At 67.6% G+C, this 10,834-nt stretch carries 10 protein-coding genes; 5 read left to right on the top strand and 5 right to left on the bottom strand.

Annotation, left to right across the window (positions count from 1 at the left end):
* The first annotated feature begins 457 nt into the window (after nucleotides 1-457).
* Nucleotides 458-1,471: an energy transducer TonB gene (locus ABB25_RS11810; protein ID WP_057667054.1), complete on the top strand. Its 1,014-nt coding sequence runs from the start codon at nucleotides 458-460 to the stop codon at nucleotides 1,469-1,471.
* 97 nt (nucleotides 1,472-1,568) lie between these two features.
* Here the strand turns inward: ABB25_RS11810 and ABB25_RS11805 are convergent, their stop codons facing one another.
* The 4 genes from ABB25_RS11805 to ABB25_RS11790 all read right to left on the bottom strand — a co-directional run bounded on the left by ABB25_RS11805 (nucleotide 1,569) and on the right by ABB25_RS11790 (nucleotide 6,050).
* Nucleotides 1,569-2,753: an ABC transporter permease gene (locus ABB25_RS11805; protein ID WP_057667052.1), complete on the bottom strand. Its 1,185-nt coding sequence runs from the start codon at nucleotides 2,751-2,753 to the stop codon at nucleotides 1,569-1,571.
* Nucleotides 2,750-3,496 carry an ABC transporter ATP-binding protein gene (locus tag ABB25_RS11800; RefSeq protein ID WP_057667050.1) on the bottom strand — a complete coding sequence of 249 codons (747 nt, stop codon included), beginning with the start codon at nucleotides 3,494-3,496 and terminating at the stop codon, nucleotides 2,750-2,752. Before ABB25_RS11800 ends, ABB25_RS11805 begins: the two co-directional genes overlap by 4 nt.
* Before the next feature lie 28 nt (nucleotides 3,497-3,524).
* Nucleotides 3,525-5,039: an alpha/beta fold hydrolase gene (locus ABB25_RS11795; protein WP_057667049.1), complete on the bottom strand. Its 1,515-nt coding sequence runs from the start codon at nucleotides 5,037-5,039 to the stop codon at nucleotides 3,525-3,527.
* A 252-nt stretch (nucleotides 5,040-5,291) separates the two neighbouring features.
* Nucleotides 5,292-6,050 carry an FAD-binding oxidoreductase gene (locus ABB25_RS11790; protein ID WP_083488304.1) on the bottom strand — a complete coding sequence of 253 codons (759 nt, stop codon included), beginning with the start codon at nucleotides 6,048-6,050 and terminating at the stop codon, nucleotides 5,292-5,294.
* A gap of 99 nt (nucleotides 6,051-6,149) precedes the next feature.
* On the opposite strand from ABB25_RS11790, the gene ABB25_RS11785 reads away from it, so the two are divergent.
* The 4 genes from ABB25_RS11785 to ABB25_RS11770 all read left to right on the top strand — a co-directional run bounded on the left by ABB25_RS11785 (nucleotide 6,150) and on the right by ABB25_RS11770 (nucleotide 9,878).
* Nucleotides 6,150-7,097, top strand: a complete 948-nt coding sequence (locus ABB25_RS11785; RefSeq protein ID WP_083488302.1) for an ABC transporter ATP-binding protein — start codon at nucleotides 6,150-6,152, stop codon at nucleotides 7,095-7,097.
* 4 nt (nucleotides 7,098-7,101) lie between these two features.
* Nucleotides 7,102-7,893 carry an ABC transporter permease gene (locus ABB25_RS11780; protein WP_057667044.1) on the top strand — a complete coding sequence of 264 codons (792 nt, stop codon included), beginning with the start codon at nucleotides 7,102-7,104 and terminating at the stop codon, nucleotides 7,891-7,893.
* 124 nt (nucleotides 7,894-8,017) lie between these two features.
* The gene (locus ABB25_RS11775) at nucleotides 8,018-8,437 is read left to right on the top strand and encodes a hypothetical protein (protein ID WP_057667042.1); all 420 of its coding nucleotides are present in this window, start codon (nucleotides 8,018-8,020) and stop codon (nucleotides 8,435-8,437) included.
* 412 nt (nucleotides 8,438-8,849) lie between these two features.
* Entirely contained in the window at nucleotides 8,850-9,878 is a 1,029-nt protein-coding gene (locus tag ABB25_RS11770; RefSeq protein WP_083488300.1) for an OmpA family protein, read from the top strand.
* A 72-nt stretch (nucleotides 9,879-9,950) separates the two neighbouring features.
* Here ABB25_RS11770 and ABB25_RS11765 read toward each other — a convergent pair whose 3' ends face one another.
* Nucleotides 9,951-10,820: a hypothetical protein gene (locus ABB25_RS11765; protein ID WP_057667038.1), complete on the bottom strand. Its 870-nt coding sequence runs from the start codon at nucleotides 10,818-10,820 to the stop codon at nucleotides 9,951-9,953.
* Nucleotides 10,821-10,834: the final 14 nt, after the last annotated feature.

Below are 10,834 nucleotides of genomic sequence, written 5' to 3'. Positions count from 1 at the left end.
CCGCACTGAACCGCGTCCGACGGCGGCGTGGACGTGCGCCGCTGATGACCACCACTGCCGCGACCCCGCAGTTGCGGCAGTGATCGGGCAAGCGCGTTGCCAACCAGCGCGCTTGCCCGCCCCGGCCGCCAGCGCCGCCCTTGCAGACGACAGCCCCGGCACAGCAAGCGGCCGGGCATGGCAAAACCACAGGCAGGGGCCGGGGCCGCGCGAGGCGGCGCGATCGGCTGCCGTTGAGACGGTTCAGCCGGTAAAAACCCGAGGAAAAACGTGATGCAGCTCACGGAAAGTGGCCGATCTATTGCCGCTGACCGGGTATTTCGCTCACTATTCGTTCACCTTGCGGCAGCTCCAGGCTGCTGCGGGCCATGCTGATCTGTCTGCCAGCCACCGGGGTCCGTGCCTGGCCACGGCAGATCCATGCCACTGCCAGGTCAACGCTTCAAGGGGAATTGAAATGTCGCACCTCACCATCACCGGCAGCGCGCGCCCGCTGCTGACCCTGCTATTGCTCGGCGGTCTGGTCGCCTGCTCGGGCGGTGACACGGCCGCACCGGCTGCCGCTACCGACAGCGCAACCAGCAGCAGTGCCGCACCGGCTTCGGTTGCCGCTGACCTGAACCTGGATGAGCTGCGCGAAAAGGCCAGTGCGGCCCTGCGCGAAAACCGCATGTATGCCCCGGCCGGCGACAACGCCATCGAGTACTACCTGGCGGTGAAGGAAAAGGCACCGGATGACCCCTACGTCGCCAGTGCCTTGACCGACCTGCTGCCGTATACGCTGACCGCAGCGGAATTGAACATCACCCGCGAAGACTTCGAGGAAGCCAACCGGCTGGTGAGCCTGATCGAACGCGTCAATGCCCAGGCACCGGCGCTGCCGCGCCTGAAGCAGGCGGTCGCCGATGGCCAGGCGCTGGTCGCGCGTCGTTCCGACAGCGAGAACGAGCGCGCCAAGCGCGAAGCCGAACAGCGCTCTGCCCAGCAGGTCGAGCAGCAGCGGCTGGCGCAGCAACAGGCTGCCGAAGCGGCCGCAGCGCGGCAGCTGGCCTCCCTGCAGCAGGCCGCGCGTGAGGCCAGTGCACGTGAGCAGGCCGAGCAGACCGAACAGCAGACCGCGGCAGCACGCCGCGAAGCCGAGCAGAAGGCCGCCGCTGAAGCCGCACGTCTGGCCGCAGCACGCCAGAGCGCGGCCACCACGGCCGCCGCATCGACACCGACCCTGCGCGCGGTCAGCACCCCGGCACCGCGTTACCCGGCCGATGCGCTGCGCGCCGGTACCGCCGGCGAGGTGCTGATGGAAATCACCGTCGGTACCGATGGCTCGGTGACCAACGCCCGCGTGCTGCGCTCGCAGCCGGCGCGGATCTTCGACCGTGAAGCGATGAACGCGGTCCGCCGCTGGAAGTACGAGCCGATTGCTGCACCGACCACGGTACGCCGCACCCTGGCCTTCAGCCCGCAGGGTTGAGCCGGCGGCGCGGACCGCCGCGCCAGCCCGATCAAAAAAACGGCCCGGTTTCCCGGGCCGTTTCTTGTTGCCTTGGCGTGGTTGCGGCAAGCCTGGCTCAGCCGGAGATGGCCAGCCGCTCCTGGTTGTAGCGGTAGACCGTGGCAGCCCACAGCAGCAGCGACAGCGCGAGCCCAGCGCCCAGATACACCGCCCAGGTCTGCGCCGATATCGGCTCCTGGCGGATCAGTTTGATAAGCATCTGGTTCTGCGCCAGGAACGGCACCGCGAACTGCCACAGCGCGCTCTTGATCGGGTACACCATCAACGCATAGCCGGGCAGCATCGGCAGCAGCATCAGCCAGGTCATATGGCTCTGCGCTTCCTTCAGGCTCTTGGCACTGGCCGAGAGCAGGGTCAGCAAGGTGGTACCGATGAACAGCATCGGCAGCATCACCAGCAGCATCTGCGCCATCGCGCCGATGCCCAGCTTGAGCATCTGGCCAATGCTGCCGCCGGCCAGCGAGGCCGAAACCTTGAAGGCCAGCAGGGTCAGCAGCAGGGTCAGCAGGCCGATCACGCAGGCGGCGGCGATCTTGCCACTGACAATGGCCGAACGCGAGGCCGGGGTGACCAGCAGCGGCTCCAGCGACTGCCGCTCGCGTTCGCCGGCGGTGGTGTCCATCACCAGGTAGGCGCCGCCCAGGAACGAGGTCAGGGTCAGCAGCACCGGCAGCAGCACCGACAGCAGGACACCGCGCTTGGCCTCGGCGGTGGCCAGGTCCTGGCGGGCGATGTCCAGCGGACGCACCACCTGGGCATCGATGCCACGGGCAACCAGGCGCAGCGCGCCGACCTGGCTGCTGTAGGCTTCCAGCGCGCTACGCAGCCGTGCCGAGGGAATGTCGGCATCGCGGCGGGTGCTGTCGTAGACGATCTCCACCAGCGCCGGGTGGCCGGCGCGCCAGTTCTCGCCAAAGCCCTCGGAAATCCTCAGCGCGACATCGACCTGCTGGCTCTGGATCGCCGCGGCCAGGTCCTCGGGAGGATCCACCGCATGCAGGTTGACGCTGGCCAGGAACGCGACCAGGGTCGGTGCATGCCCGGCCCCGACCACCGGCACCTGCAGTGGCGCCTCCAGCTGCGTGCGTACCCGCATCTCGGACAGTTTGCTCATCCCCAGGATCAGCACCGGGTACAGCAACGGGGCCAACAGCAGGCTCAAGGCCAGGGTCCGACGATCACGCGAGAGGTCACGCAGTTCCTTGACCATCACCGTCCATACCGTGCGCAACAGGCTCATGCGTGCAGGCCCTCCTCCGAGCCGATGACACTGACAAAGGCATCTTCCAGGTTGCTGTGGCCGGTCTGCGCACGCAGCGCATCGGCACTGCCGGCCGCCACCACCGTGCCCTTGGCGATCACCACGATGTGGTCACACAGCGCCGCCACCTCCTGCATGATGTGGCTGGAGAAGATCACGCAGCGCCCTTCCTGGCGCAGCTCCTGCAGGAAACCACGCAGGCCGCGGGTGGTCATCACGTCCAGGCCATTGGTCGGTTCGTCCAGGATCACATTGCGCGGGTCGTGGACCAGCGCGCGGGCAATGGCGGTCTTGGTGCGCTGGCCCTGGGAAAACCCTTCGGCCTGGCGGTCCAGGATGTCATTCATGTCCAGCGCGCGTGCCAGCACGCCGATGCGCTGTTCGATGGCGCCATCGCTCATGCCGTGCAGGCGGCCGAAATAGGCGATGTTCTCGCGCGCGGTCAGCCGCTTGTAGATGCCACGCGCATCGGGCAGCACGCCGAGCTGGCGGCGCACCGCCATCGGGTCGACAGCCGCCTCGATGCCATCGACGATGACCCGGCCCTGGTCCGGGGTCATCAGGGTGTAGAGCATCCGCAGCGAGGTGGTCTTGCCGGCACCGTTGGGACCGAGCAGACCGGTGATCTGGCCATCGGCGGCGGCAAAGCTGACGTTGGTCACCGCCGCCACCGTGCCGGTACGTGTCTTGAACTGCTTGTGCAGGTTTTCAGCAACAATCATCGGAGTGGGTTCCTGGCAGACGGTGGGTTCATGGCTCCCAGCCATTGAACGAGGTGAACGGCAGCACCGGCCGCAGGTTTTCCAGACAGCGGGTATCCAGGCCGGCGGCGTCGGTACTCTCGATGAACTGGCCCAGCAGGCCGGGCATGCAGCCGGCAGCCAGGGTGCCATGCCCACGACCGGTCAACACCAGATGCCGGCCTGCCGGCAGATGCTTGACCACCGCATCGCCATAGGCCGGCGGCGTTACCGGGTCCAGCTCGCCGGACAGCAGCAGCGCCGGTACATCGGCCGACAGCGGCGTGGTGAACCCGGCACTGCGCTGACCGCGTGGCCAGACCGGGCAGGCGGCGTAGAAATACTCCACCACCTGCGGCCCGAGCAGGGTGTCCTGGCCGCTGCCGGGCACCTGGCGGTCATCGTCCTCGGCACAGATCACCGACCACTGCATGCCGCGGTTGATCTGCCCGGCCATCGACCCGCTGGCCAGACGCGCCAGCGCAGCCAGGCCCTGGTAACGGCCGGCGGCGGCCTCGTCCAGTACCACCGGCAGCAACGCCGCGGCCTGCGGCACATACGAAAACGCAAACGCCAGGCCGGTGACGGCCTCGGCCGGCAGCGGCTCGTTGCGCCACTGCGCAGTGGACGGGTCGCGGTATTCCACGCTGCGCGGGTTGGCCTTCAGATCGGCCACGACCTGCGCCAGCTGCTGTGCGGTATCGACCGGGAAGCGCGCGGCACAGGTCGCATCGACGCGGCACAGGGCCGATTGCAGCTCGATCGCACGCTGGAAGGTCTGCGCAAACTCGCCACCGACCACCAGGTCGTTGGGCACCACCCCATCCAGCACGATGGCACGGGTGTGCTGTCGGTAACGCGCGGCATACTGCTGCGCCACCCGGGTGCCGTAGGAGGCACCGATCAGGTTGACCTGCTCCACACCAAGGGCCTGGCGCACCGCGTCCAGGTCATCGATGGCCTCGCTGGTGGTGTAGAAACGCGGGTCGGCACGCTGCTCCAGCCCCTGCAGGCAGGCACGCGCATAGTCGCGCACCGCCGCCACATCGACCGTGGCATCACTGGCCGGCGCCAGCGGCTGGCCCTGGGCATCGACGCAGGTCAACGGGTTGGAGCGGCCGGTACCGCGCTGGTCGATGAAGATCACATCGCGGGTCTTGAGCACTTCGGCCAGCGCGCCCTTGACCACGCTGGCCACTTCGGTGGCGGCCTGGCCGGGACCACCGGCAAGGAAGAACACCGGGTCCGGACGGCCCACCTGGTTGTCCTTGGGTGGCAGCCAGGCGATATGCAGATCGAGCTGCCGCCCCTGCGGCTGGCTGCGGTCCTCCGGCACCGTCCAGCGGCCACACAGCGCCTCGACATTGGCCGCTGCCTGCGCCGCGGTCAGCGTGCAGGGGCTGAAGGCGATCTGGCCATACAGACGCTGGCTGGCAGCCGCGGCCTGGCCGGCATCCGGCTCCGGGGTGCAGCCCAGCAGTCCGAATAGCGGCAGCAGCGGCAGCACACGTGTGAACTTGCGCATTCCATTTCTCCTGGCAGTCCCGGCATCAAACCCGGGAGCGACAACCCCTGTGCCCTGCGCAGGCTCAGCTGGAGCCTGCGCAGGATGATCAATCCGGTGAAAATGCGGCGCCGCCCAGCCAGGCGGCACCTCCAGACCAGCGACGATGGTGCGGCCATTGCCCGTCGGCAGCATCTGCCATTGGTTGCTGCTGCGCCCTGTCATCCGGATGGCCCCTGCGGCGAATGTGCCCAATCCCCCGGGGGGCGTCAATCACGCCCCGGCGGCCTGGCCGGACAGGCTCAGGTATTTTTCGCGGCGCAGCCGCGGCATGCCAAAACCGGCAGCACGCAGCAGCGCAAAACCGGCATCGATCATCGCCGGGTTGCCGCATAGGTAGGCAATGTCGTGCGCCGGGTCCGGGTTGAGCCGGGCCAGTTGCTCCTGCACATGGCCCTGGCAGGCAGCGGGCAGGTCCACCGGCCATTGCCGCGACACACAGGGCAGATACACAAAACGCGGCTGCGCGGCAGCCAGGGCAAGGAATTCACCGGCATAGGGCAGCTCGTCGGCGGTGCGCGCGCCATGCAGCAGTACCACCTCCAGCCCCTGCTGCATGCGCTCGATCAAAGCTGGCAGCATCGCCCGATAGGGTGACACCCCGGTACCGGTGGCCAGCAGCAGGTAGCGCCGGTTGCTGTCGCCCGGATTCAGGCAAAACCGCCCCAGCGGCCCGCTGGCCGGTACGCTCGCCCCGATCGGCAGCGTCGACAACAGCCCGGCGGCCAATCCGCCCGGCACCAGGCTGATGGCAAATTCAAACTGGTTGCCGGGCAGCGGCTGGTCGCTGCGGTTGGCCAGCGAGTAACTGCGCCGCTGGAGCGTTCCCTGCGCGTCGGCCAGGTGCAGCTGGATGAACTGACCGGCCTGATGCGCCAGCGGCTGCCCATCGGCACGGGCAAAACGCAGCCGCAGCAGCCCCGGAGCAACCTGCTCACGGGCGCTCAGAACGATGTCAAAGGCAGAGGACACGGCAAACAGAACACTGTGTGACACCGGCCCGGCCGGCAAGGCCACCTATAATAGCGGCCGACTTGACCGCTTCCGGCCCCCGTGGCCAAAGGCCCCCTGGTGTCTGCCCCTGCTGCCAACCCTGCTGATGTTCCCGCGCTGCGCGTGCGCGGGCTGACCAAACGCTACGACAACGGCGTGCAAGCGCTCAAAGGGGTCGACCTGGACGTCGCCCCCGGGGATTTCTTCGCCCTGCTCGGCCCCAACGGCGCCGGCAAGTCGACCATGATCGGCATCATCTCCTCGCTGGTGAACCTGAGCGAGGGCCAGGTCGAGGTGTTCGGCGTGGACCTGCAGCGCCAGCGCGGCGCGGCGATGCGCCTGATCGGCCTGGTGCCGCAGGAAATCAACTTCAACCTGTTCGAAAAGCCGATCGACATCCTGGTCAACTATGCCGGCTTCTACGGCATCGACCGTGCCACCGCGCTGGCCCGGGCCGAAGTCGAGCTCAAGCGTGCCCACCTGTGGGAAAAGGCGCACATGATCAGCCGCACGCTGTCCGGCGGCATGAAGCGCCGGCTGATGATCGCCCGCGCGATGATGACCAATCCGCAGCTGCTGATCCTGGACGAGCCGACCGCCGGGGTGGACATCGAGATCCGCCGCGACATGTGGCGCGTGCTGGAGCAGATCAACCGCGAAGGCACCACCATCATCCTGACCACCCACTACCTGGAAGAAGCCGAGCAACTGTGCCGCCACGTGGCCATCATCGACCGCGGCCAGATCGTCGAACGCGCACCGATGCGCGAGCTGCTGGCCAAGCTGGATGTGGAAGGCTTCGTGCTCGATACCGAAGGCGAGCTGCCGGCGGCCCTGCCGATGATCGAAGGCGCCAGCCTGGTGGTGCGCAATGCGCACACCCTGGAGCTGGACAAGCCACGGGCGATGGATCTGGTCGGCGTGTTCACCGCGCTGGGCGCCGCCGGGGTGCAGGTACGCTCGATGCGGACCCGCTCCAACCGCCTGGAAGAACTGTTCGTGCGCCTGACCGGCAAGAAGGATTGACCCGATGACCGCTACCGTACCGTCCACCGGCCACGCCAACCTGGTGGCGCTGGGCACCATCGTCCGCCGCGAGGTCAACCGCATCCTGCGTATCTGGGGCCAGACCCTGGTGCCGCCGGCGATCACCATGACCCTGTACTTCCTGATCTTCGGCGGCCTGATCGGCAGCCGCATCGGGGACATGGGCGGCTATTCCTACATGCAGTTCATCGTCCCCGGTCTGGTGATGATGAGCGTGATCCAGAACAGCTACGGCAACATCGCCTCCTCGTTCTTCGGCGCCAAGTTCGGCCGGCATATCGAGGAGCTGCTGGTCAGCCCGATGCCCAACTGGGTGATCCTGGCCGGCTACGTCGCCGGTGCGGTGCTGCGCGGGCTGATGGTCGGCGGCATCGTGATGGTGATCGCGCTGCTGTTCACCGATGTGCGCATCGCCCATCCGCTGATCACCCTGTCCACGGTGCTGCTGGGCGCCACCATCTTTGCCCTGGCCGGCTTCCTCAACGCGGTGTATGCCAAGAAGTTCGACGACATCGCGATCGTGCCGACCTTCATCCTGACCCCGCTGACCTACTTCGGCGGCGTGTTCTATTCGATCACCCTGCTGCCGGGCTGGGCGCAGACCGCCACCCACGCCAACCCGATCTTCTACATGGTCAATGCCTTCCGCTATGGCCTGCTCGGCACCTCGGACGTGCCGCTGTGGATTGCCTATGCGCTGATGCTGGGTTTCATCGCGGTGCTGGCCAGCTTCTCGCTGTGGCTGCTCGGACGCGGGACCGGCATGCGCAGCTGATGTGCGCCTGATCACACTGCACGACAAAACCGGGGCCGCTGACAGGCCCCGGTTTTTTTCTGTTGCTATGCTCGGGACCCGCCGGGCAGCCCTGCCCGGTTCACGCCCACAAGGAGGAGGCTGCATGAACCTGCGTATTGCGTCATTGATCCTGCTGGCCGCGCTGCACGGCGCGCTGCTGGCTCCCACTCACGCCCAGACCCGGGCTCAGGGCCAGCAGCCGGCCACGGTAGAGGATGACGATGCCGGCAGCGGCTTCGAACCGCCGGAAACCAATGGTGGCGAAATGGGCTTCTCCACCGCCGCGCTGGTGGCCAACATGCGCCTGTGCGGTGCCGGCGAACCACAGCTGACCGCGTTCTACAACCGCGAAAAGCGCAGCGGTTTCAGCCTGTACCTCAACGATCCGAGCTTCAACAGCGAGTTCGACAAGGGCTTTGTGCTGGGCACCCAGCACATGCAGGTAGCCCATCAACGTGGCTATGCCAAGCCGGACCAGCGCATGTGCCAGGCCCTTGGCATGCGCCTGAACAACACCCGTTGAGCCAGCGGTCGGCGCTGCGCCCGGCCATCACCGCGGCCCTATGGCCGCCGACTGTCCAATGCCAGCCGTTTCTGCCTCACCTGCCCAGCTGGCGCTGTGGGCACCCTGCCCGCAGCATGGCCTGGCCCTGGCGTCGGTTTCCGGCCGCCGGTACCGACAGCAAAAGCACTGGCTGCACGTCGGCATTGCGCGGGCCCTGCCGGCGACCGCCGCCAGCGCAGCTGAGCGGGCCGGTGCCAACGGCACGGGAGCTTCCTACCCACTGGCCGACAACAGCGGTAGCGCGGGCCAGGTCCCGGACCACCGCCTCCAACCGGTTAGCCAGCTCGCCGGCCCCTGCGTTGCCCCCTGCCGTGAGCATTGCGGCCGCGCCGGGCTTCCCGATGCCTCCATCCTGCTCAAGGACTCATTGATGAAAGCTGCTTCTGTTCTGCTCGTCCCGCTGTTGCTGCTCAGCGCCTGTGGCCGCGACCCAGCGCCGACCCCGGCAAGCGGGCAACCCGCACCGGCAGGCACCCCGGCCGCCGAGGCCGTCCCGGCCGACAGCAACGCTGCTGCCCCGGCTGCCGGGAAGCAGGGTTTCGACCTCCAGACCCTAGCGGTCAGCGACGTGCCGCTGGGCGCCTTCCCCTACCTGCAGCTGCCCAGCGGCTACCAGGTACGCAAAGTGCTGGAAAAGCGCTTTGACCGGCTTCCGTTCTGGACCGGTGACCATCTCCAGTGGGTACAGGGCAAGGTCTGGTCGGCCGATGTCCATACCCCGGCCAAGACCGATGACTTCTCGCTGCTGGAACTGCAGGCCAACCTGGATGCGGTGATTGCCCAGGCCGGCGGCCATCTGGTCACCCGCTCGGTCGTGCCGCCCGATGCAATCAAGGAAATCGAACAGGCTCCCGGTCAGATCCTGGTCAATTACAACGCTGGCTTGTCGGGCATCTTCGGTGAAACCATCAGTACCTGGGTGATCCGCCGCGCCGACCATGACATCTGGGTCTACCTTGGGGGCTCGGGTTTCTCCGGCGGCCTGACGATCGTGGAAAGCCAGCCAGTGGCCATCACCGCGTCCCTGCTGCCGGCCGATGCGCTCAAGCAGGCGCTGGCGCAGACCGGCAAGGTCGACATCCAGGTCAATTTCGCCACCGACAGTGCACAGATCCTGCCGGCTTCGCAGCCGCAGATCGCCCAGGTCACCCAGTTGCTGGCCGCTGACCCGAGCCTGCGCCTGGCCATCAACGGCCATACCGACAACAGCGGCAGCAGCGCACACAACCTGCAGCTGTCACAGCAGCGCGCCGCCAGTGTGGTGGCCGCCCTGGTGGCCGCCGGCATTGCCGCTGAGCGGCTCAGCGCGGAGGGCTTTGGTGACAGCCGTCCGGTCGCCGACAACAGCACTGCCGAAGGCAAGGCGAAGAACCGCCGGGTCGAGCTGGTCCGGCAGTAAACCCATCGGCAGGCATGACCGACACGGGCCGGGCGCCAGACGCCTGCCTGCCTGCCTGCCAGCCTGCACGGATCAACGCCGGCGGTACTGACGGGTCTGCGGGTCGAAACGGTACTGCACCGCGTGCATCGGGGCCTTGCCGGCGTTTTCCGGAAAGACCAGCCAGATCACCGGCAATGTCTGACCCGCCTCGCCGACAAACCGCAGCTGCCCGGTGACATCACGGCAGGCAATGCGCGGGTTGGCCTCGCCACAGCTGGCCGAATTGTCACTGCCGGCATCCAGCGTGCCCAGGTGACGCCAGCGCCTGTCGTCCCCCCCTTGCGGCAGGCTCCCGCTGAAATGCAGCAGTTCCAGCGTGCGCTGGGTGATCCCGGAATCGTCATACAGGGCCGGCACCACCAGCAGCAGGTCGCCGTCCGGCATCGGCCAGGACTGCACCTGGCGGGCCGTATCGACGCGGTTGCCGCGGCCGTAGCCACCGAAGGCACCGATGTCCAGCTCGCTGCCTTCCCAGCGCCATGCCGGTTCAGCCCCGGGCGTCAGGACGAATGTCGCCTGGGCCAGCACGGCCTGTTGGCCTGGCTCCGGATAGTGGGCCTGTGCACTCCCGTACACCGAGGGCGACAGCCAGGCAAAACCGGTGTAGTAGCGCGTCTGCTGCGACTGGAAGGCGTGGGCGTGCCAGTGGTTGATGGTGGCGCCATTGACGATCGGATAGGACAGCGCGCCATCGCCGTCCACATCGCTGATCAGCGACAGCACCTGCCGGGCATCCGGCACCGGGGGAAGCCCGGCCACGCCGCTGGCAGACGCCTGCAGCGGGGCCGTCGCGGTGGCAGGCACTGCCTGCCCGCTGCCGTCGGGCAACTGCCCTCCAGCGTCCTGAGCGCCCCAGCCGGCCAGGAGCACACAGGCCATGGCCACCGACACCCTTTTCATTGCAGACCTCCCTG

This window comes from Stenotrophomonas koreensis, assembly GCF_001431525.1.
Classification (GTDB): Bacteria; Pseudomonadota; Gammaproteobacteria; order Xanthomonadales; family Xanthomonadaceae; genus Stenotrophomonas; species Stenotrophomonas koreensis.
This window is presented reverse-complemented; position numbering and strand designations above follow the sequence as displayed.